The following is a 20,976-nucleotide window of genomic DNA, read 5'->3' as shown; positions in this document are numbered from 1 at the left end:
ACTCACGAAGCTGCCACCTCTATATCCATGCCATCAACCACATCTGCGCAGCGGATACATAAGTCAGTATGCGTCTCATGCGTCCCAACTTCGTCGAGTATTTTCCAGCAGCGCTCACATTTATTGCCCTCAGCCAGTTGGGATACGACAGCAACACCACTGACATCTTCCAACGTGAATGCGTTTTCTGGTGACGCATCGCGGCTCAACACCAGTCCCGACGTGATACAAATATCATCGAGCGGCAACCCGTTAAGCACTTCTTCAAACTCAGCACTAACATACACAATAGGCGCCGCCTGCAGGCTGGATCCGATACGCTTTTCCCGGCGCTCGATTTCAAGTGCACCAGTCACCACCCTACGAAATGCCCTCACTTTTGACCATTTGGCGTCCAGTTCCGCGTTCTGCCAATTGGCTGGAATTGTTGGGAACTGGTTCAAATGCACTGAGCTATCGTCTCCGGGGAAACGGGAAAGCCATGTTTCCTCGGCAGTAAAGACAAGGATTGGTGCCAACCAGGACGTCAGACAATGAAACAGATGGTCAAGGACAGTTCGTGCCGCACGCCGCCGCGTGTCATTTACGCCATCACAATACAAGACATCTTTGCGAATATCGAAGTAGAAGGCAGAAAGCTCAAGCGTGCAGAAGTTATGAATTGCACTAAACATTCTGCTAAACTCATAGTTCGCAACATTTTTACGAACCTGCTGGTCCAATACAGAAATCCGATGCAATACCCATTGCTCCAATTCAGGCATCTCGTCTATTTCGAGCCGCTCACTCTCATCCCAATTGGCGAGATTACCTAACACAAAGCGCAGAGTGTTGCGCAGGCGCCGATAACTGTCGACCTGCCCACGAATGATTTCGTCGCCGATGCGCATATCATCCGTATAATCAGACGCAATCGTCCATAGCCGCAGAATGTCTGCGCCATTCTGTTTGATGATTTTTTCTGGCGGCACGATGTTACCCATCGATTTGGACATCTTGCGGCCTTTTCCATCCAGAACAAATCCGTGCGTTAGCACACCCTCATACGGTGCACGCCCCCTTGTTCCACAAGACTCAAGCAAGGAAGAATGGAACCACCCGCGATGCTGATCTGTTCCCTCCAGATACAGATCAGCGGGCCACTTCATCTCAGGGCGGTTTTCAAGGGTAAAGGCATGTGTACTGCCACTGTCAAACCACACATCCAGAATATCCTTGATCATCTCATAGTCTTCAGGATTGTGCTTGTTTCCAAGAAAACGGGATGCATCGGATGCAAACCAAGCATCAGATCCTTCTTCTTCCGTAATCTTCTCGATCCGCGCGTTTACGTCTGGATCCCGGAGAATCTCACCACTTTCCTTATTCACAAAAACAGTTATGGGAACCCCCCAAGCCCGCTGCCGTGACAGCACCCAATCGGGGCGGTTTTCAACCATGCTGTAAAGACGGCGGTGACCCGTTTTCGGATACCAGTTTGTCTCATCAATCGCCTTTAGCGCCTTTTGGCGTAGCGAATTTGTCTCCATTGAAATGAACCACTGGCTCGTATTTCTGAAAATCAAAGGAGCCTTTGATCGCCAGGAATGCGGGTAGGAATGCTTGATTTTGCCGCGCTTAAGAAGCGCACCCGCAGCCTCCAGCTCGTCCGCAACATGCTCATTACATTTATAGACATGTTCTCCGGAAAAAATCGGGACATGTTTATAAAATGTACCATCCTCATCAACGGTTTGTGGAATTTCAAGATTGTATTTCAGACCCACTTCATAGTCTTCCTGACCATGTCCGGGAGCCGTATGAACAAAGCCGGTACCAGCATCCACGGTAACATGATCACCATCAAGAAGCGGCACGTCAAATTCATAGCCCTGACCAGCAAACGGATGGCTACAGGTGACCCCCTTAAGGTCTGCCCCCACGCCCTGCCAGAAGCCTTCAACTTCTTCAATGCCGCAAACCTGTTTCAGCTCCTCAAGCAGTTCAGCTGCAACAAATAGCTTTTCACCGACTTTGGCCAGGGAAGTTTCACTCACCGCCTTGACCTCAACGCCGACATAGGAAATTTCATTTCCATATGCGATTGCCCTGTTGCCCGGCATTGTCCAGGGAGTTGTTGTCCAGATTACAATGCTTCCGCCTTCAAATGGCGCACCGCCAAATTTTACCGGAAAACGGACATAGATCGTTGTGGATGTGTGGTCATGATATTCGATCTCCGCCTCTGCCAATGCTGTTTTTTCAACAGGCGACCACATAACCGGCTTTGAGCCGCGATATAGCCCGCCGTTCATCGCAAATTTGAGAAGCTCTTTGACAATCTGTGCTTCTGCATCGAAGCTCATTGTCAGATAGGGGTTCTCCCAATCGCCCATCACGCCAAGGCGCTTGAATTCCTCACGCTGCACATCAATCCAGTGGGCAGCAAACTCACGACATTCTTGCCGGAATTCGTTAATCGGAACTTCATCCTTGTTTTTACCGGCTTTGCGATATTTCTCTTCGATCTTCCACTCAATCGGCAAACCGTGACAATCCCAGCCCGGAACATAATGCGCATTTTTTCCTGTCATTTGCTGGCTACGGTTAATGACGTCTTTCAGAATTTTATTAAACGCATGCCCGATGTGCAGATGGCCGTTTGCATAAGGCGGTCCATCATGCAGAACAAATTGCTCCCGTCCCTTTGATTGCTCGCGCAATTTTCCAAACAGGTTCATTTTCTCCCAGCGCTCAAGCAATCCCGGCTCTTTGTTGGGAAGCCCGGCTTTCATTGGAAAACTGGTGGTTGGCAAAAATAAAGTTGATTTATAGTCAGTGCTCATGGTGGCGAACTGATCCTAACAGTTATCGAAAAGTAATCTAATCAGACCTGAACTTGGTCATTCTCTTATACCTGCCGCGAAACGCACGCTGACAGTTTTCCCGGCCTTACTCGTTTCAGGCCGGGCTGCTAATTCGACTGATGGCGCCGCCAATTTTCGGCGCGCGGATTTGAGAATACCAGTGAAAATTCATATCGCTGTTTTATCAAGACATTAATAAGGTGTCGAGAGGCCTGTTTACCGAAACCGCTGTTATTTTACTCAAAATCAGGCTCTTTTTCGTTTCAGCTTCTTATCTGCGTACTTATCTTGTCTATTTTCTGGCTCGGATAGAAGCTGCCGCGCTTTTCTTGCATCCATTTCAATCTGCTCTTGCAGCTGGTCAATCCCGGAAAACTTCAACTCGTCGCGAATGAAGTCCACAAAAGCAATCCGGATCGTCTCCCCATAAAGATCACCCTCGAAATCAAGCAAATGAACCTCAAGCAAGATATCCTTCTTATCAAATGTCGGTCGCTTGCCATAATTTGCCACGCCATCAATCCACGAAGTCGTACCGCCTTCGCCCATGCGGCCTACACGCACGGCATAGACACCCAATTTTGGTGGATGGTAATGCGTAATCGGTATGTTGGCTGTTGGAAATCCTATTGTGCGGCCCCGTTGATCACCTTTGATGACTTCCCCTTCCACTTCCCACCAATGACCCAGTAAACTGGCCGCTTTTGAAGGGTTTCCTTCTGCCAAAAGGGTGCGAATTGCGGTTGAGGAATAGATTGTCGTTTCTTCTCCAACGGGCTCTACCACCGTAACACCGAAGCCAAACTTACGCCCGAGTTCGGCAAGAATAACCGTCGTTCCCTGCCGCTTGTGACCGAAAATAAAATCGTAGCCAACAACCACGTGGCGAACCGCAAATCCTTTCACGAGAACGTCAAATACAAACTCTTCGGCCGTCTTTCGCGAAAAGTCCAGATCGAAAGCAAGAGCCGCCATCACATCGACGCCGAGCCAGTTGAGATGTGCAGCCCGGGTTTCAAGGGTCGACAAGCGAAAAGGAGGTGTCTGCGGGGCGAAAAATTCCCTTGGATGAGGCTCAAATGTCAAGACACCGGAGGGAGCCTCCAACTCACTGGCAATCTTCTGTGCTTCGCCAATAACGGCCTGATGCCCCAGATGCACGCCATCGAAATTTCCGATTGCAAGAACACACCCCTTATACTGTTCAGGAACGTCTGAATAAGTCTTGAGAATTTCCATCTAATCCGCTCCGGCGCCTATTTGGGCCTCTTGGCAACCATCAAGGTTGCCTCGCCATCCAACACTACGGTATCCCCAATCGTACATTTACAGTCAAAAGTGACACGGCGACCGTTTATCTCTGTCAGTTCAACACGGGCGACGACAGTATCCCCAATACAAACCGGAGCTTTAAAATTGAGGGACTGGTTCATGTATATCGCACCTGGCCCCGGCAACTTGGTGCCAAAAACCGTTGATAGAAAACTGGCTGAGAGCATACCATGTGCGATGCGTTCCTTGAACATTGTCTGCGCAGCGAAATCCGCATTTAAATGGACCGGATTGGTATCGCCGGAAACACCGGCAAACATAAGAATATCTGCTTCGGTTACTGTTTTGGCGAACATTTCACTCATGCCCACGCTCAAATCTTCCAGAAAATAGCCGTGCAGTTTTTCAAATTCGCTCATTCCGCCCTCATTTATAATTTTGCATTGCAATATAGTGCCCAACAGGAGAGGGCTGCAAGAACTTGTGAGTTTTAAATAGCGTAAAGAGGCACATTTTCACCAAACATGCCCAATGCTTTCGACAAATTTAACGAAAACTGGCTTTTTTGCCTGATCCATTAACCATTTTTTTAGGTTCCATTCGTAATGTTTGATCGTGAAAGCAACGCTTCCTGAGCGCTGCACTTCATCAAAATAGTAGAAAATAGACTTTATAAAGAGGGTACTTCTATGGCCGTCGACATGAATATGCCGATCCTGATCATTGACGATTACAAAACAATGCTGCGGATTATTCGCAATCTGCTTAAGCAGTTGGGTTTTGATAATGTAGACGAGGCGACTGACGGATCCATGGCGCTCGCAAAAATGCGCACAGCCAAATACGGTCTTGTGATTTCTGACTGGAATATGGAGCCGATGACTGGTTATCAGCTGCTGCAGGAAGTGCGCGCTGACGAAGCACTCAAAGCAACACCATTTATTATGATTACCGCCGAGTCTAAAACCGATAACGTTATCGCCGCAAAGAAAGCGGGTGTGAATAACTATATCGTAAAACCATTTAACGCAGCGACACTTAAGACAAAAATGGCGGCTGTGCTGGGCGACTTCTAATGAATGCCGAGCAAGAAGTCATTGCACTTCGTGAAGAGCTTAGCACTCTGCATGCAGACTGCGTGATTTGGTAAATTTTATTGTCTCAGCGCGTTCTGAAATCTCTCAAATCAGACCGAAAGATCTGAAGCGGGATAAATTGCCAAGAGCGGGCAAGGAGCTGGACGCGATTGTGGAAGCAACAGAATCTGCGACCAATCAGATAATGGAAGCTGCCGAAAAAATTATGGATGCGCGTGTGACGGAAGCCAATGTGGTAAACGACGCCTGCATGGATATTTTTGAGGCCTGCTCCTTTCAGGATATTACGGGCCAACGCATTAGCAAGGTTGTCTCTACCCTGGAGTATATCGAGACTTATCTAGATAAGCTCACTGCAGCTTGGGGGCATGACGAAAACAGCGAGGCTGCTGTTGAAGCGGCAGACCCGGAAGATGAAGAAGCCGCTCTTCTAAACGGCCCTGCTCTTGCTGGTGAAGGTGTTGATCAGGATTATGTGGATGACATGTTCGCTGATTCGTCCGCGAATGACGAGAGTTCATCAGCAGCTCCTGCCGACGAAAACTCGCCTGGAAAACAGAAAAAACAGTCCGATATTGAAGGACAGCAGTCTGTAGATCAGGATGACATTGACGCACTGTTCAACTGATCTTTGTTTTCGATAAATTCTTCCCAAAAGCCGCTAAGTGAAATTAGCGGCTTTTTTAATTCCACTTCATGTGACCCGTCACAAAAGTCGGGCAAACCCCATGCTGCTCAACCTGCAATTCCACCTGCTCAGTTGACGGGATATCCCCATCTCGAAGTCCCCACTCTTCGGCGTGAATCCCACCGCTCACTAAAATGCAATCAATACCTGCGCCGGTGGCCCCTTTAATATCGGTACGCATACTGTCACCAACCGCCAGTATTTTTTGAGGATCACTAATTTGCAGTTTCTCCATCGCCATCTTGTATGCCCAAGGATACGGCTTTCCGAATAACTCAACCTGCCCGCCTAGCGATTCATACAATTGCGCGAGTGCACCGGCGCAGTAATGCATGTTTTCTCCGCGCATAACGGTCAGATCAGGATTGGCGCAAATCATTGGCAGATTATATTTTGCGGCTTCCTGCAATAATTCGCGATAGCTTTCTGGAGTTTCGGTTTCATCATCAGCAAGACCCGTGCAAATAAGAAAGTCTGCTTTTGAAAGCTCTGTAACCTTGCTGTAATCGAGGCCGTCTTCCAAGCCTTTATCCCGCTCTGCCCCGAACTGATAGAAGCTTTTGTTATCTCCTTTTAGGAAATCAAATCGCTTATCTTCAAGCACTATTCGGGTCATATCCCCCGAGGTTAGAATCAGGTCATATGCATCCCGTTCAACCCCGATATTTTCCAAAAACCCTTCCACGAAGTTATGAGTTCGCGGCGCATTGGAAAGCAGAAGAATCTGACAGCCGTTTGAGCGTAACTTTTCCATACATTCCAACACGCCCGGATAGGCTCCAGGCCATTATGGACGACGCCCCAAAGATCAAGGATAAAGGCGTCATAATTTTCTGCCACTTCCGACAAACCCGGGATAATCCGAAAAGACATTACTTATTCTACTTTCTTGGCAATCTTAGTACGATATTTGGCAGGGATAGGTGCAATTGACAGCAACGTCAAGAGTTGCCCCTAGTTTGCTGCAGGAGGGGGTTTGGGCACACCGAATAGATAACCTTGCCCAAAGCTCACATCAGCATCCAAAAGCCCAATGACTGTGTCCTCGTCTTCCACTTGGGATGCTATCAACTCAACCTCTGCTCTCGCAAGGGCTTCATGCAGATCCTCCGGGTGGATATTCATGGGCAATCCATACCCGCCTGGCAACAGATCTGACGCGGAAACCTTGAGGTATTTGAAGTTGTCTTTGGCCAATTGACCAAAATCCATATCAAGGCGAATGACCTGATCCATCGAAAACACGAACCCCATATCAGCCAGCATCTTCAGCCCGTCACGAACCTGATCAGTCGCAGAATCAATATCTTCCTGTGCAAATTCAAGGATCAGATTTTCATTGAGATCGCTATTTCGGTCCAAAAATTCAACAAACTGATGGAAGAACGAGGCATCGCGCATGGTTCTTGCGGACACGTTCACAAAAAATCCGACATCCGTACTTTTCTGACGAACACGGCGGATCAACTGAACGCAGCGAATAAGAAGCAGATTGTCAATGGTCCCGACAAGACCCGCTTCTTCAGCAATCGCCAAATACTGACGAGGCGTGATGATTTCTCCTTGTGGTCCGCGAATTCGTGAAAAGGCTTCGTAGAATTTTGCCCGCCGCTGGGGAAGTCGAACAATGGGCTGTAAATACAAATCAACCCGGTTTTCCTGTAAACCTGAACGCACTATTTCAAGAATTTCACTCCGTTTCTGTGCAGTTTGCTCTTCATCTTCTACCTCTGGCGATGCAACCAGAACCGGGCGTTCCTTCGCCGTCGGTGGTGTTGCTCCGTTGGTTTTCGATGCAGATGTTGCGCCTTCTTGCCCCTTATTCATCTCTAAAGTGAGCTGATTAAGAAGCTTTCTAAGCATCTTCATTTCCGAAGCGAAGCCATCCATGTTCTGATCATCGCCGGCAAGACCGCCTAATATTCCCTCAAACCTTTCAAGGCCACCCTCTGCAGCAGACAGGTCGCGCTTGATGGTGCGAAGTTCTTTTTGCATTTCCATGCGTTCAACACGACGCATGATAAATTCATGTGCTAGCGCACAGATCAGGAAAAAGCATCCGCCAATCCAATACCCGGTCAATGGTGCAATATCGGGAACAAATGAAGGAAGCTGTCTGCCGATGACAATTGCTGTCATCACATAAGCCGCAACAATCACCAAATGATATAACACACCAACAGCCCCTTTGTTCCACTCACTGCCTCAAAAGATTCAACGCTACTCAGACCTCAGCACAGTGGTGAGTAACGCCCTGATCCGATTTTAATAGGCAACAACCTGTTATATTTATTAACCTAACAACGAATTGTAAAACAAACCAACTAAATAACAAAATTTAAACGGGGAAATAAGATGGGAAGACTGGACAGCAAGGTTGCCATTATTACAGGCGGAACCAGCGGGATCGGACTAAAATCAGTCGAATTATTTATTAAAGAGGGCGCAACCGTTGTATTTGCAGGTAGACGCAAAGGCGACGGAGAGAAAATTGCCAGTTCGCTGGGGCCGAACGCTCATTTTATTCAAACGGATGTGGCAGTTGAAGCGGATGTAAAGGCGCTCATTTCCGAAACTGCCAGCAAATTTGGCAAAATCGATGTGCTTTTTAATAACGCAGGCGGCCCTGCTCCTGTGGGTAGCATCGAAACTGTGGATTATGAAAAAGCAATAGAAGCGATCCGGGTGCTACTGGGTGGCGTTCTGCTCGGCATTAAACATGTTGCTCCTGTAATGAAAAAACAGGGTTTTGGAAGCATCATTAACAACGCAAGTATCGCGGGTCATCTTGCAGGTTATTCCACATCAATGGTCTACAGTGCAGCTAAATCTGCTGTTTTACAATTAACCCGAAGCGCCGCTATGGAACTCGGCGAAAGTAACATCAGAGTAAACTCAATATCACCAGGGGCAACCGCAACCGGCATCTTTGGAAAAGCTCTCGGACTAACTGGCGCAGAAGCGGAAGCAACTTCCAGCGTAGCTGGTGAATTACTGTCCAAAGCGCAACCGATCCCAAGGGCAGGCCTGCCAGAAGATATTGCAAATGCTGCGCTATTTTTCGCATCGGACGAAGCCAGCTTCATCAACGCTGCTGATCTTGTGGTTGACGGAGGAATGATTGGCGGTCGCCACTGGAGTGCGCATCAGCAGTCGGTTAATGGCATGGTTCAGGCCTTTAAAGCAAAGACCAATACATAAAAAAGGGGCCATCTGGCCCCTTTCTAAATTCAAACTATACGCGCTATTCCATTCCTTCAAGCCGCCCCATGGCGAGGAACTTCCTGCGGCGTTCTTCTTTCAATTCACCGGGCTCTTTATTTTTCAACGCATTCAATTCAGCTTCAACAGCGTCGCCCAGTGTATTAATCGCCCCGTGAATATCCCGTTGGGCACCGCCCAGTGGTTCAGGAACTATTTTGTCAATCACCCCAAGCTCTTTCAAATCCTGCGCCGTAATTTTCATGGCGGTCGCTGCATCCTGCGCTTTATCGCGAGTTTTCCAAAGAATTGCCGCGCAGCCTTCGGGTGAGATAACGGAATAGACGGCGTTTTCAAACATCAAAACCCGATTTGCTGTCGCCAGGGCAACGGCACCGCCAGAACCACCTTCACCGACAATGCTGGCAATAAACGGAACCCGCAAATCCATGCTCACCTGAATGGAACGGGCAATTGCTTCCGCTTGACCGCGCTCTTCTGCACCAATGCCGGGATAAGCGCCTGATGTATCAACAAATGTCAGAACCGGAATACCAAACTGATCCGCAAGCTTCATTAGCCGCTGCGCTTTTCGATACCCTTCAGGTCTGGCCATTCCAAAGTTGTGCTTTAACCGGGTTTCAAGATCATGGCCTTTTTCAGTTCCAATCACCATGACGGTTTGTCCCCGGAAACGCCCCATGCCACCAACGATAGCGTGATCATCAGCAAATGCACGATCGCCTGCCATTTCGCAGAAATCATCGATGAGCTGATTTATGATCTGATGAAGCTTTGGACGATCAACATGACGGGCAACCTGAGTTTTTTGCCAGGGTGTCAATTTACTGTAAGTGGTTTTCAAAAGCTGGGAAGCTTTCTGGCGCAGTTTGGCAACATCTTCATTGATTTCAATGTCACTGCCGCTGTCCAACCCTTCCAGATCTCTGATCTTTCCTTCTAGGTCAGCAATAGGCTTTTCAAAATCCAGAAAATTATCCATTCGTAAAACTCACTCACAGTTAGCTTGGACTGTGAGTAATAAATAGGCGGAAAGCTCTCGTCAACAAGGCTTTCCGCTTACATCACCCATTACAGGTCATTCAATTGTTATGAATTGGACCGGGCTGCAATGATATCAGCCTGTTTCACCAGCGCTTCCGCCTGTTTGATCGACGCAATATCGATCAGTCCACCGTCAAGAGCAACCGCCCCTGATCCTTCTTGCTGGGCTTTTTCCATTGCTTCAAGAATACGGCGTGCCTTGGCAACTTCTTTTTCATCGGGTGTGAAAATCTCATTTGCCAGTGGGATCTGGCTCGGATGAATAGCCCATTTCCCTTCACAGCCCAAAATAGCAGCTCGATTGCCATGAGCTCTATATCCGTCCGGATCAGAAAAATCGCCAAAAGGGCCATCGATGGCACGAAGACCATTTGCGCGTGCGGCAACCACCATTCGGGCGATTGCGTAATGCCACATATCTCCCCAATGATAATCGCGGCTTCCATCTTCGGCAGGGTCCGTCAAAACACCATACAAAGGATTTGGACCTCCAATTGAAGTTGTGCGCGCTTTGGTTGACGCTGCATAATCAGCAACGCCGAAATGAAGCTTTCGTTACGTTTACTTGCCGCCGCGATTTCGTGAATATTCTGCATACCCAGCGCAGTCTCGATAATCAGCTCAAAACCGATTTTTTTCTTTCTGCCTTTCGCTGTCTCAATTTGCGTTGCGAGCATGTCCAGTGCGTAAATATCCGCGGCTGTACCTACTTTTGGTATCATGATCAAATCCAGACGCTCGCCAGCGTTTTCAAGGATATCCACCACATCCCGGTACATATAATGGGTATCAAGGCCATTTATGCGCACGGACATGACCTTATCACCCCAGTCAATATCGTTAAGTGCCTCGATAATATTTTTCCGCGCTTGCTCTTTATCACTAGGAGCAACAGCATCTTCAAGATCCAGAAAAATAGCATCTGCATCCGATTTTGCTGCTTTTTCAAAGAACTTAGGGCTGGAGCCGGGAACAGCCAGTTCACAACGGTTCAGGCGTGATGGGCACAATTCAGGGATTGTAAAGCTCATTTCAGGATCTCACTTTTTCATATATGACAATTGTTCTTATTATTGTGAAAGAAAATTGCTGCAATTGCGAAAAAGAGTCAAGTTTTGCGTAACCTATTTTGCATCTGCGAGAGGGTGATGCTGTTTGACAAGATTAATCATTCGTTCTGACAGCACGTGAGTATAAATCTGCGTTGTTGAAATATCTGCGTGCCCCAGCATTTTTTGTAATGACCGTAAATCCGCTCCGTTCGCCAGCAGATGGCTGGCAAATGCATGACGCAATACATGAGGTGAGACGCGTGACGGCGAAATACCCGCCTTGATCGCCATGTCTTTCAATAACTGACCAAAGCGTTGCCGGGTCAAATGACCCTCTTTCGAACTGGACGGAAATACCCATTTCGAATGGCTCTCTTTTCCCATAAAGCACTCGCGGATTTTCAAATAGTTTGCCAGCGCTGTCTTTGCGGCCTGATTGACGGGAACAAGCCTTTCTTTGTTACCTTTGCCTATGATGATCAGAAAATTATCATCTTTACCCATTGGCGGATATTTCAACGATACCAACTCACTTACGCGCAGGCCGGTTGCGTATAATAAATTAAGTAGCGCATATAACCTGATTTGCTCGGGCTCATCGCCTTCTGCAGAAGCAAGCAGCGCATCGACCTCTTCGAGTGAAAGATATTTTGGCAAGCGTTTAGAAGCCTTTGGCGCGTCTACATTCATTGCCGGATCGTCAGACCGCACACCTTCCTGCAGCAAAAATGAATAAAATTGCTTCAATGCACTTAACCGGCGAGCCTGCGTTGCACTACTTAACCCCGTTGCATCAAGAGATTGAATAAAATCGGCAACATCACGGTGGGTGGCGGTTTTTAAATCTGATTTTTTGCGTGTCAGAAATTCGGTAAACTCTTGCAGATCGCGCCGATAGGCTTCACATGTATTAACCGCGGCATTCCGCTCCAGCACCAGCATTTCCAGAAAATTTTCCACCAGATGGGCTTGCATCCTATAGATCCATCAATATTGCTGCCTCCAACGCCAGTTTACGGGCATCAGCCTCCCTGCCAATCGCAATTAACGCTGTCGTGACTGCCCGCAATGTGGTCAAAGAGACCTCTGTCATATCCACAGTACCAGTGGCCAGCAGACTAAGCGCAATCGTTTTACCTTTCTGCCTTTTTGTTGCCGCCATGATCAGTGCATTTTCAAAAGCATGATTACTGTATGAAAGCGCATTTTTATGAGCGACGGAAAGCAGCCTGTCCCAGTCAGCTTCACTTACGGAATACCCAAGAACCTCCATGATTGTCAGTAAAAAAGTGCCTTTGCGGCCGATAGACTGATCACCTTCCATCAACCGAAGCCAATTTTCAAAACTCGCAGCATTCCAGCGGGCAATGCCGTCAATCCCGGCAAGCAAAATGATGGTATCCAGACGCAAGATGTCTTTTCTGGCCGCCAGTCGTTCTTCTGGCGTTCCTTGAATAGCCGCTCTGCGTGCAATCCTCTCCCATTGTCTGGAAAGATCACTCCGATCATTCAACAGCAGAATTCCGATAGCGTGACGATTGAATTCCTGTCCGTACGGACCCACTGGCAACGCTTCCAGAATACTTAGTGACAATCGCGATACGGCAAAATAATCGCCGGCATTCGCAGCGGCGGTCCACAAGGACAACAAACCATTTGCCTTGTCTTCAGCCAATGGACTTTGGGCTATTACCTTTAGAATCTCCGCATAATCAGGTTTAGCATCAAGCGGCTCTTGTGATGAGGGTTCGTCCTTGCTCTTGGGCGGCACTGGCACTCTGCTGACTGGTCGATCTGAAATTGCCAGCATCTGCTCTAACTCTACGTCTCTACCATAGGAAAGTTCATGCAATAGCAACTCAGCTCCCCCGGCTTTAACCTTGGAAACCTGTCTTGCCAGCGCTGCTACAACAGCAGGTGTGGCAGAGCGTAACGCCCAGTCTGGAAAATCACCGCCGACCAGTTTTAACAGTGCAAAATGAACCGCATCCAATGGCTGATTGTTTTCCGGTAATTCAATCGGGCTCCCAATTAAAACCGCCACAAGCGTTTGAAAAAGGGGGTCATTGTTACCACTTTCCTCATAAAGTGCTGCTCCCAACTCCGCCTTGACATATTCGCCTTTGGTCAGGCGGCAGAAAACATCCAATTTGGCCCAAAATCCTACAACACTTTGCACTCTGGTTATCTCACCGTCATCACATGCTGCTTTCTCCCGCCCATCGAGCAGCATCAAGCGTGCTTTCAACGCACGCAACTCGTCATCATATGCCGTGGATGGCAAGCGATCAAAATATCGTGCGGCCGCATTGAAAAAACCATTCTCAACAAGTCTGTTTATCCGCAGCTTCAGGATTCTGTCGCCGACGGCAGATGCATCGGGAATGGTTGATCCGCTAAAAAGAAGCCGGGTGTAAATGTTCATGAGCGAGGGGGATTGAACAGGCGCCTCAATTTTCTCGAGCAAATCCAGAACCAGCTCACCTTGAAGTCCATCCCAAAGATTCCCTCCCAGTGCGTCACTCACATCCTGATGAACATCAATCGATGCTGGATGGAGCGCCCCTAATGATTGGATCTGCAGATCTCCCGTGTTTTCTTTCGCTGGCGTTTTGAATAAATCGGTAGCTGGTTCACGCTTTTCGGCGGGAACAGCATTATCAGGAGTTTTTGTCTGCAACGGCTGGTCTGACTGGCTTTCAATAAATGACGGGACCAGAGATCGAGGCTTTTCCTGCGCAACTACTTCAAGCGAAAGAATGACGGGAAAAAGGAGGCCGGCGGTTAGCAGCTTATTTAGGGAACTGATCATTGGGGATCACCCTTTCGACCGGAACTGTAGGTGCAGGAATATCCCAGGCAGAGAGAAAAACGCCTCCTCCCACAACGATTGCTGCAATCAAAAAGAGAAGAAAGAGCGAAAATTTAGACATATTTTCCTGTCACACCCCTGATACGAACGGAATTCAGTGGATATTTAGCTTAAATATCCTTGCTATTTGTTTTGCTAAGCTGCGATTATGGCATAAATTTGGCTACAAGAACTAGCAGCCTTGAAGTTAATCTGCAACTGCCTAACTGGTGGATACGGTCTAGCCGGCTGTTAGAGAATTGAAAAGTAAGAGAATGACACTTGGTGGTAACGCTCCGGGCATATCTGTGATGCCTGGAATTGGCGATAGAACAATTGTACTTGTGGGATTGATGGGCGCTGGAAAAAGCTCGGTCGGACGTCGCTTGGCCACATATTTGGACTTGCCCTTCAAAGACGCCGATACAGAGATTGAAACTGCCTCCAACCTGACAGTTCCTGAATTTTTTGAACGTCATGGAGAGGACGCCTTTCGCGACGGCGAGCGTAAAGTAATTGCGCGCCTGCTGGATGGACCGCAACATGTTCTGGCGACCGGAGGCGGCGCCTATATGGATGACGAAACCCGCAGCCTTATACGCGAGCGAGCCTGTTCGGTCTGGTTAAGAGCCGATCTGGAAACCCTGCTTAAGAGGTGCCTTAAACGAAATACCCGCCCTCTGTTAAAAACAGGTGATCCTCGGCAAATACTCAATGACCTGATGACAAAAAGATACCCTGTCTACAGTGAAGCGGATATCGTAGTGGATAGCAACGATGGCCCTCACGAGCATGTTGTTCAACGAATTGTTAAGGCGTTGCAATCCCATACGGATACCAAAGCCGCCATCCAATCCTGAAATGATCACATATAAAGCTGCTTTGAAATGACATCTTCAAATTCTCTGACATCAGATCAGAAAGTAACGGTCCCGCTTGGCGACAGGTCTTACGATATCCTCATTGGCGAGCAGCTCATCAGCCGCGCGGGTGAGTTGATCAAGGATCATATCCAAAAGCCACGCGTCGCCATTATTACCGATGAGAGAGTCGGACAAATTCATTTAACCTCTCTTCAGTCTTCATTGGAAAAAGCTGGATTGGAAGCTGTTGTCTTCGCCGTCCCTGCAGGTGAGCAGACCAAAAGTTTCAAACACTATGAAGAACTCATAGACCTCCTGCTCACCCATCAGTTTGGAAGAGATGAAACCCTCATTGCACTGGGCGGCGGTGTCATTGGGGATCTGACCGGATTTGTAGCCGCCACCTATAAACGGGGTATCCGCTTCATTCAGATCCCGACAACTCTTCTATCGCAAGTGGACAGCTCTGTTGGCGGGAAAACAGGTATCAACACACGCCATGGAAAGAATTTGGTCGGGGCCTTTAATCAGCCTGCCCTCGTACTCGCGGATGTATCAAGCCTTGAAACCCTGCCAAAACGGGATTTGCTAGCAGGTTACGCGGAAGTCGTTAAATATGCGCTGCTGGGCGATTTCGACTTCTTTGAGTGGCTGGAAGCAAACGGCGAAGCACTTGTAGAGGGAGATACAAATGCCCGAATTGAAGCTGTCAGACGCAGCGTTCAGGCAAAAGCTGACATCGTAACGAAGGACGAGCACGAAAAAGGAGTAAGGGCTTTTGAACCTTGGCCATACATTCGGTCACGCCCTCGAAGCTGAAGCGGGTTACAGGGGGGAGTTAGTGCATGGTGAAGCCGTTGCCGTCGGAATGCTAATGGCGATGGAACTCTCTGAACGTCTTGGGCTCCTTGATAGACAGGACATTGGCAGGGTTGAAAATCATTATAAGAAAACGGGGCTTCTAAGCCAGCTGCCCGAAATTTCAGGCGTTCAGTGGAAAGCTGAGTCACTCTATGCCCATATGTATCAGGACAAGAAAGTTGATCAGGGTAAGCTGACCTTCATTTTGATGAAAGCCATAGGCGACGCATTTATCACACAGGATGTAGAGAAATCTGATATTCTTTTATCACTTCAGAAATTCACTCAAAGCTAATATCGAGGAACAACCGTGCCAGAAATGGACCTAGAATTTATTTTAACGCTGTCAGGCATCGTGTGCCTGCTGGCTTTTTCCGGTTTCTTTTCAGGGTCTGAAACAGCGCTTACGGGTGCATCACGCGCACGTTTGCACCAGATGGAGCAGGCGGGCGACCATCGTGCCGGCACGGTAAACAGATTACGGGACAAAAAAACCAAGCTTATTAGCGCAATATTGCTTGGAAATAATCTGGTCAACATCTTGGCATCAGCACTTGCGACCAGCTTGTTGATCACGCTTTTCGGTGACGTTGGTGTTGCTTACGCGACACTGATCATGACCGCACTTATTCTGATATTTTCAGAGGTACTCCCAAAAACCTACGCTTTGCGCCGCCCCATACAGGTCGCCAGATTTGTCGCACCGGTACTCACCCCCATTGTGTTTCTTCTGGCACCAATGGTGATGGGGGTGAATGCTGTCGTGGATGCGACCCTTAGAATATTTGGCGTCAAGCAACAGGACGAAGACCCGGATGTACTCTCGGATGCGGCGCAGGATGAGCTCAGAGGCGCCATCGATCTGCATTCCGAAGATGCCGGCATTATCATGCATGAAAAATACATGCTCGATACCATTCTGGATATGGATGAAGTTGATCTGTCAGAAATTATGATCCATCGCAAAAATGTCGAAACTGTTGATGGAAACAAGCCAATATCCGAAATTATCGAACAGGTTTTAAAAAGCCCTTACACACGCCTGCCTTATGGCGGGATGATCCTGAAAATATTGTTGGTGTCATCCACGCAAAGGATCTGTTGCGGGCTGTTATTCCCCTGCATGGCGACTATTCGAACCTCACGATCGATCAAATTGCATCCGATCCCTATTTCGTTCCGGAAACAACGACACTCAGAAACCAGCTAAATGCTTTTTTGGAGCGACACGCACATTTTGCCCTGGTTGTTGATGAATATGGCGCCCTGATGGGGCTGGTAACGCTCGAAGATATTCTGGAAGAAATTGTCGGTGAGATATCCGATGAGCATGATATCGACCTTGCTGGTGTTGAAATCATCGAAGAAGATCAGGTGATTACAAAAGGAACCGTTACTATTCGCGACCTCAACAGAAAATGTAACTGGTCCCTACCTGACGAGGAAGCAGCAACGATTGCTGGCCTCGTAATTAGCGAAGCAAAAATTATCCCCGATGAAGGGCAGGCCTTTACCTTCTTCGGCTTCCAGTTTGATATCTTGAAAAAAGAGAGAAATCAGGTTACGGAACTGAAGATTACCCGCCTGGAAACAGAAGATGAAGCCTGACACGTCATTTAGGCACTCGGAATAATTTATGTACGAAATACTGTTCAATATCATTGCGCCGGTGTTTATTTGCGCTGGCCTCGGCTTCATATGGGCCAAACGGGGCCGCGATTTTCACATGGAAACCGTCACCGGACTGGTCACCAATATCGGTGCACCTATGTTGATATTCAGCACACTGGTGCAATTGGAAAGCGGTCTTTCGAAATTTCTGGAATTTGGCTTCATAGCGCTTGTGTCGCTTCTGACCTTTATGGTTTTGGGCTTTATCATTCTGAAAGTGATGAAGCTTGAATACAGAGACTTTCTTCCCGCATTGATGTTCCCCAATACTGGCAATATGGGCGTTCCTCTTTGCCTGTTCGCCTTTGGCGAAGAAGGTCTCGCCCTCTCACTCGCCTTTTTTGCCACATATGCGATTTTGCAATTTACCCTTGGGGTCTGGCTATCTTCAGGCTCCACATCTGTCACCCAACTCCTTAAAACTCCCCTGCTATACGCCGTACTAATCGCACTTGCCGTTCAGACAGCTGAAGTTCCCCTGCCCAAATGGCTGGTAGATACCACTGATTTGTTAGGGGGGTTCACAATTCCGCTCATGCTGATGGCATTGGGGGTTAGCCTTGCAAACCTGTCTGTTCAGCATTTGAAGGTTGCCACCCAAATGTCTGTCATCAGACTGCTGATGGGCTTTGCTGTAGGCGTAAGCCTAGCTACTCTATTTGGCCAGGAAGGCGCGGCAAGAGGTGTGATTATTATCGAATGCACCATGCCAGTTGCGGTTTTCAATTATCTGTTTTCGCTTCGATATAATCGCGCACCAGGTGAAATTGCGGGCTCAATCCTGATTTCCACGGCGCTCTCATTTGCGACCATGCCACTACTTTTGTTATATGTGTTGCCGTAAATAGCAGGAAAAATGATCCGCTACGGAGCCTTCAAATCCAGTGACAACGCATGGATATGGCTCTTCAATTCTTCGCTAAGTGCTTGATGTACAAGACGTTGCATAGAAACACGCGACAATCCGGAAAATTTTTCAGAAACCATTTTTACTTTAAAATGGCTTTCTCCCCCACCTGGGCGCCCGCATGTCCTGCGTGTAAATGAGACTCGTCTATTACCTCTATCGCTTCAGGAGCGAATTCAATAACGAGTTTATCCTTAATTTTTTCGGCTGCACGCATTTTCTCTCTTATATTCCAATTACAAATGAATCCCTAGTTGAGATTCAAACATCATTTTTCAGTTTTCGATTGCAACTTGAGGTCATAAATCATCAACCAATAAAAAATATAAGTTGCAGTGATAAATAATTAATACTAACGTATATTAACTTAATCATATGTAGAGCGTAGTAAAGGTATTGATGTCCACCCACCTTGTTGGAGATTACCATGACTGTTTATACAAATGTACGCAAGAATGTGGCGAAACTACCCGACACAGACACGCCCGTAAATGAAAACCTCCACATTCGTCAAATAGATAAGCATGTGGGCGATAGAATCCGTGAACGTCGCATCATGATGGGCTACACACAACAGGAAATGGCGAGCTAATCGGGGTCACCTATCAACAAGCCCATAAGTATGAACGAGGCATAAACCGGATTTCCGCGGGCCGACTTTACAGCATTGCTGCCGCTCTAAATGTTCCAATAAACTATTTTTTTGAGGGTCTTTCAGAAACCAAATCTGAAGAAATCTCTCCACGACAGAGAATGTGTCTCGAAATGGCACGTAACTTTTCAAACATCGTAAATGAACGTCATCAGGATGCGTTAAGTCATCTGGCCCGCACACTTGCGGAAACGGCAAACGACTAAACCTGACTTCGGGACGTAAACTGAAGGGGAAGATACCAGCTAATTTTCTTCTCGTCATCGCACCGAGAGCCTTGCCACGCTTCCGTAAAAAGCGATAGAATATGGCATGAGAAAAGGACGACTGTCAGATATCGAAGATGGCCAATCGGGCACCCATAGAGGTTGTGCACATGAAAGCTGTGAGGAGGTCGGGGAATACAAGGCCCCTAAATCGCGCATGCTCGACCGTGGCTCTCCCGATGACTATCAGTGGTTTTGTCTGAAACATATTCGAGAGTTCAACAAGAAGTGGAACTTTTTCGATGGCATGTCGGATGACGAAGTCCTGAAATACAAGGACGAAGACATAACCGGGCATCGCCCAACTTGGCAACTGGGTGCTCGCACCGGTAGGCCAAAGGCTGACTTTCGCTACGACGATCCTTTTGAATTCCAGAAAGACGGTGAATTTGGAAAATTTTCCAAGAAAAATTCACGCAAGTCTCAAACCGGCAAAGACGCCAGCTTTATCGATGAAGCCCATAAGCAAGCCCTAGCCACATTGAACTTGAAACCAGGATGTAGCATCAGTGAGATCAAAAAACGTCGAAATGAACTCGCAAAGAAATTTCACCCAGATATCCGGGGGGGAGATAAGCAGGCCGAAGAAATATTAAAAAACATCAATCAGGCCTACACTCACCTTCTGTCTTGCACTCCGGGTTAAAAGCACCATAAATATAAGAACACGTTAGTATACGGGACAATCATGACGCCATTAGAACTCGCCGGTGGGGCACCGGAAATTAATATGCCTGACACAAAGATTTCAGTCCGTGAAGTTTTTGGACTGGATTCCGACCTTGAGGTACCTGCCTTCAGTCAAGCGACGGAACTGGTTCCGGATTTGGATCCAACCTATGTTTTTGATCATGACACCACCATGGCAATCCTTGCAGCTTTGCTTTTAACCGCCGTGTTATGGTTCAGGGATATCATGGAACAGGTAAATCAACTCATATCGAACAGGTTGCCGCGCGACTGAACTGGCCTTGTGTAAGGATTAACCTCGACAGCCATGTGTCTAGAATTGACCTTGTTGGCAAGGACGCAATTGTCCTGCGCGATGGAAAGCAGGTCACCGAGTTTCGCGAGGGTATCCTGCCGTGGGCGCTGCAATCACCGACTGCGATTGTTTTCGACGAATATGACGCGGGACGCCCTGACGTTATGTTTGTTATTCAGCGCGTTCTGGAGGTTGAAGGAAAGCTTACACTTCTCGATCAGAACCGGGTCATTCGCCCGCATCCGGCCTTTCGTCTCTTTGCAACGACAAACACTGTCGGTCTTGGCGACACCACTGGCCTGTATCACGGCACCCAGCAACTCAATCAGGGGCAGATGGACCGCTGGAACATTGTAACAACGCTGAATTACCTGCCCGAAGAGGCGGAGACAAAGATCGTCCTGTCCAAATTGCCAAGCTACGATACTGAAGATGGTCGCAGAACTATTCAGAATATGATCGCTTGTGCCGATTTGACGCGATCCGGATTTATTGGTGGCGACATTTCAACGGTCATGAGCCCAGGTCAGTTATCACTTGGGCTGAAAATGCAGAAATTTTTGGTGATGTGGCCTTTGCATTTCGCGTCACCTTCCTAAATAAATGTGATGAAATGGAACGCCCTGTTGTTGCTGAATATTACCAGCGCAGCTTTGGTGTAGAACTTCCCGAATCTGCGGCAAACATTACGGTGTAAAT

19 protein-coding genes and 4 pseudogenes are annotated in these 20,976 nt (G+C 47.8%); 11 read left to right on the top strand and 12 right to left on the bottom strand.

The genetic code is table 11. The features are described 5' to 3' along the window. Positions 1-2: 2 nt before the first annotated feature. From ileS to JCM23214_RS05820, 3 genes are all read right to left on the bottom strand, one after another. Positions 3-2,825: an isoleucine--tRNA ligase gene (ileS, locus tag JCM23214_RS05830; RefSeq protein ID WP_025898103.1), complete on the bottom strand. Its 2,823-nt coding sequence runs from the start codon at positions 2,823-2,825 to the stop codon at positions 3-5. A 267-nt stretch (positions 2,826-3,092) separates the two neighbouring features. Beyond that, entirely contained in the window at positions 3,093-4,085 is a 993-nt protein-coding gene (locus JCM23214_RS05825) for a bifunctional riboflavin kinase/FAD synthetase (protein WP_025898102.1), read from the bottom strand. Between the two features lie 17 nt (positions 4,086-4,102). Further along, entirely contained in the window at positions 4,103-4,537 is a 435-nt protein-coding gene (locus JCM23214_RS05820; RefSeq protein WP_025898101.1) for a MaoC family dehydratase, read from the bottom strand. Between the two features lie 270 nt (positions 4,538-4,807). On the opposite strand from JCM23214_RS05820, the gene JCM23214_RS05815 reads away from it, so the two are divergent. Then, positions 4,808-5,194, top strand: a complete 387-nt coding sequence (locus JCM23214_RS05815) for a response regulator (RefSeq protein WP_025898099.1) — start codon at positions 4,808-4,810, stop codon at positions 5,192-5,194. 67 nt (positions 5,195-5,261) lie between these two features. After that, positions 5,262-5,843 carry a protein phosphatase CheZ gene (locus JCM23214_RS19350; protein WP_025898098.1) on the top strand — a complete coding sequence of 194 codons (582 nt, stop codon included), beginning with the start codon at positions 5,262-5,264 and terminating at the stop codon, positions 5,841-5,843. A gap of 55 nt (positions 5,844-5,898) precedes the next feature. On the opposite strand, the gene JCM23214_RS19345 is transcribed toward JCM23214_RS19350, so the two are convergent. Together JCM23214_RS19345 and JCM23214_RS22185 are read right to left on the bottom strand one after the other, a co-directional pair. Next, positions 5,899-6,669, bottom strand: coding sequence for a TIGR01459 family HAD-type hydrolase (locus JCM23214_RS19345; protein ID WP_267879381.1), 771 nt, complete (start codon positions 6,667-6,669; stop codon positions 5,899-5,901). A gap of 188 nt (positions 6,670-6,857) precedes the next feature. Then, positions 6,858-8,078, bottom strand: a complete 1,221-nt coding sequence (locus JCM23214_RS22185; RefSeq protein WP_025898097.1) for an EAL domain-containing protein — start codon at positions 8,076-8,078, stop codon at positions 6,858-6,860. 180 nt (positions 8,079-8,258) lie between these two features. On the opposite strand from JCM23214_RS22185, the gene JCM23214_RS05795 reads away from it, so the two are divergent. Further along, positions 8,259-9,104: an SDR family NAD(P)-dependent oxidoreductase gene (locus JCM23214_RS05795; RefSeq protein WP_025898095.1), complete on the top strand. Its 846-nt coding sequence runs from the start codon at positions 8,259-8,261 to the stop codon at positions 9,102-9,104. A 43-nt stretch (positions 9,105-9,147) separates the two neighbouring features. On the opposite strand, the gene JCM23214_RS05790 is transcribed toward JCM23214_RS05795, so the two are convergent. The 5 genes and pseudogenes from JCM23214_RS05790 to JCM23214_RS24075 all read right to left on the bottom strand — a co-directional run bounded on the left by JCM23214_RS05790 (position 9,148) and on the right by JCM23214_RS24075 (position 14,154). Further along, positions 9,148-10,107, bottom strand: coding sequence for an acetyl-CoA carboxylase carboxyltransferase subunit alpha (locus JCM23214_RS05790; protein ID WP_025898094.1), 960 nt, complete (start codon positions 10,105-10,107; stop codon positions 9,148-9,150). Positions 10,108-10,214: 107 nt separating this feature from the next. Further along, positions 10,215-11,200 (bottom strand): annotated as a pseudogene (locus tag JCM23214_RS26520) (HpcH/HpaI aldolase/citrate lyase family protein). Between the two features lie 93 nt (positions 11,201-11,293). Beyond that, positions 11,294-12,196 (bottom strand): site-specific tyrosine recombinase XerD, encoded by a 903-nt coding sequence (gene xerD / locus JCM23214_RS05780; protein ID WP_025898093.1) that lies wholly within the window; start codon positions 12,194-12,196, stop codon positions 11,294-11,296. A gap of 1 nt (position 12,197) precedes the next feature. Beyond that, positions 12,198-14,033, bottom strand: a complete 1,836-nt coding sequence (locus JCM23214_RS05775; protein WP_025898091.1) for a hypothetical protein — start codon at positions 14,031-14,033, stop codon at positions 12,198-12,200. Next, positions 14,014-14,154: a hypothetical protein gene (locus JCM23214_RS24075; RefSeq protein ID WP_199899342.1), complete on the bottom strand. Its 141-nt coding sequence runs from the start codon at positions 14,152-14,154 to the stop codon at positions 14,014-14,016. The genes JCM23214_RS05775 and JCM23214_RS24075 overlap by 20 nt, the downstream gene beginning before the upstream one ends. Before the next feature lie 193 nt (positions 14,155-14,347). Here JCM23214_RS24075 and JCM23214_RS05765 point away from each other — a divergent pair, with 193 nt between their 5' ends. From JCM23214_RS05765 to JCM23214_RS05750, 5 genes and pseudogenes are all read left to right on the top strand, one after another. Then, entirely contained in the window at positions 14,348-14,932 is a 585-nt protein-coding gene (locus JCM23214_RS05765; protein WP_037492607.1) for a shikimate kinase, read from the top strand. A gap of 27 nt (positions 14,933-14,959) precedes the next feature. Then, positions 14,960-16,091: pseudogene (gene aroB, locus JCM23214_RS19330) on the top strand (3-dehydroquinate synthase). Positions 16,092-16,115: 24 nt separating this feature from the next. Next, a complete protein-coding gene (locus tag JCM23214_RS24065) occupies positions 16,116-17,006 on the top strand; it encodes a CNNM domain-containing protein (protein WP_234397675.1) in 891 nt (296 codons plus the stop codon). Next, on the top strand, positions 16,898-17,404 hold the full coding sequence (locus JCM23214_RS24060) for a transporter associated domain-containing protein (RefSeq protein ID WP_199899338.1): 507 nt from the start codon (positions 16,898-16,900) through the stop codon (positions 17,402-17,404). Before JCM23214_RS24065 ends, JCM23214_RS24060 begins: the two co-directional genes overlap by 109 nt. 28 nt (positions 17,405-17,432) lie before the next feature. After that, positions 17,433-18,311 (top strand): AEC family transporter, encoded by an 879-nt coding sequence (locus tag JCM23214_RS05750; protein ID WP_025898089.1) that lies wholly within the window; start codon positions 17,433-17,435, stop codon positions 18,309-18,311. A 20-nt stretch (positions 18,312-18,331) separates the two neighbouring features. Here JCM23214_RS05750 and JCM23214_RS26515 read toward each other — a convergent pair whose 3' ends face one another. Both JCM23214_RS26515 and JCM23214_RS25295 read right to left on the bottom strand, forming a co-directional pair. Then, complete coding sequence (locus JCM23214_RS26515) at positions 18,332-18,454, bottom strand: BolA/IbaG family iron-sulfur metabolism protein (protein ID WP_199899337.1); 123 nt, start codon at positions 18,452-18,454, stop codon at positions 18,332-18,334. A 2-nt stretch (positions 18,455-18,456) separates the two neighbouring features. Beyond that, a complete protein-coding gene (locus JCM23214_RS25295) occupies positions 18,457-18,591 on the bottom strand; it encodes a BolA family protein (RefSeq protein WP_234397644.1) in 135 nt (44 codons plus the stop codon). 339 nt (positions 18,592-18,930) lie between these two features. Here JCM23214_RS25295 and JCM23214_RS26510 point away from each other — a divergent pair. The 3 genes and pseudogenes from JCM23214_RS26510 to cobS all read left to right on the top strand — a co-directional run bounded on the left by JCM23214_RS26510 (position 18,931) and on the right by cobS (position 20,974). Continuing rightward, positions 18,931-19,232, top strand: a pseudogene (locus tag JCM23214_RS26510) (helix-turn-helix domain-containing protein). A 106-nt stretch (positions 19,233-19,338) separates the two neighbouring features. Further along, entirely contained in the window at positions 19,339-19,938 is a 600-nt protein-coding gene (locus JCM23214_RS05735; protein ID WP_025898088.1) for a J domain-containing protein, read from the top strand. Between the two features lie 42 nt (positions 19,939-19,980). Further along, positions 19,981-20,974: pseudogene (gene cobS / locus JCM23214_RS19310) on the top strand (cobaltochelatase subunit CobS). Positions 20,975-20,976: the final 2 nt, after the last annotated feature.

This window comes from Sneathiella glossodoripedis JCM 23214 (assembly GCF_000616095.1).
Classification (GTDB): Bacteria; Pseudomonadota; Alphaproteobacteria; order Sneathiellales; family Sneathiellaceae; genus Sneathiella; species Sneathiella glossodoripedis.
Note: the sequence above shows the minus strand (reverse complement) of the source record. Positions and strands in the feature narration are given on the sequence as shown.

Bases quoted from the DNA above. Each gene is read 5' to 3' on its own strand.
- ileS (WP_025898103.1), bottom strand. From the start codon at position 2,825: ATGAGCACTGACTATAAATCAACTTTATTTTTGCCAACCACCAGTTTT.
- JCM23214_RS05825 (WP_025898102.1), bottom strand. From the start codon at position 4,085: ATGGAAATTCTCAAGACTTATTCAGACGTTCCTGAACAGTATAAGGGG.
- JCM23214_RS05820 (WP_025898101.1), bottom strand. From the start codon at position 4,537: ATGAGCGAATTTGAAAAACTGCACGGCTATTTTCTGGAAGATTTGAGC.
- JCM23214_RS05815 (WP_025898099.1), top strand. From the start codon at position 4,808: ATGGCCGTCGACATGAATATGCCGATCCTGATCATTGACGATTACAAA.
- JCM23214_RS05795 (WP_025898095.1), top strand. From the start codon at position 8,259: ATGGGAAGACTGGACAGCAAGGTTGCCATTATTACAGGCGGAACCAGC.
- JCM23214_RS05790 (WP_025898094.1), bottom strand. From the start codon at position 10,107: ATGGATAATTTTCTGGATTTTGAAAAGCCTATTGCTGACCTAGAAGGA.
- xerD (WP_025898093.1), bottom strand. From the start codon at position 12,196: ATGCAAGCCCATCTGGTGGAAAATTTTCTGGAAATGCTGGTGCTGGAG.
- JCM23214_RS05775 (WP_025898091.1), bottom strand. From the start codon at position 14,033: ATGATCAGTTCCCTAAATAAGCTGCTAACCGCCGGCCTCCTTTTTCCC.
- JCM23214_RS24075 (WP_199899342.1), bottom strand. From the start codon at position 14,154: ATGTCTAAATTTTCGCTCTTTCTTCTCTTTTTGATTGCAGCAATCGTT.
- JCM23214_RS05765 (WP_037492607.1), top strand. From the start codon at position 14,348: ATGACACTTGGTGGTAACGCTCCGGGCATATCTGTGATGCCTGGAATT.
- JCM23214_RS24065 (WP_234397675.1), top strand. From the start codon at position 16,116: ATGGACCTAGAATTTATTTTAACGCTGTCAGGCATCGTGTGCCTGCTG.
- JCM23214_RS05750 (WP_025898089.1), top strand. From the start codon at position 17,433: ATGTACGAAATACTGTTCAATATCATTGCGCCGGTGTTTATTTGCGCT.
- JCM23214_RS26515 (WP_199899337.1), bottom strand. From the start codon at position 18,454: ATGGTTTCTGAAAAATTTTCCGGATTGTCGCGTGTTTCTATGCAACGT.
- JCM23214_RS25295 (WP_234397644.1), bottom strand. From the start codon at position 18,591: ATGCGTGCAGCCGAAAAAATTAAGGATAAACTCGTTATTGAATTCGCT.
- JCM23214_RS05735 (WP_025898088.1), top strand. From the start codon at position 19,339: ATGAGAAAAGGACGACTGTCAGATATCGAAGATGGCCAATCGGGCACC.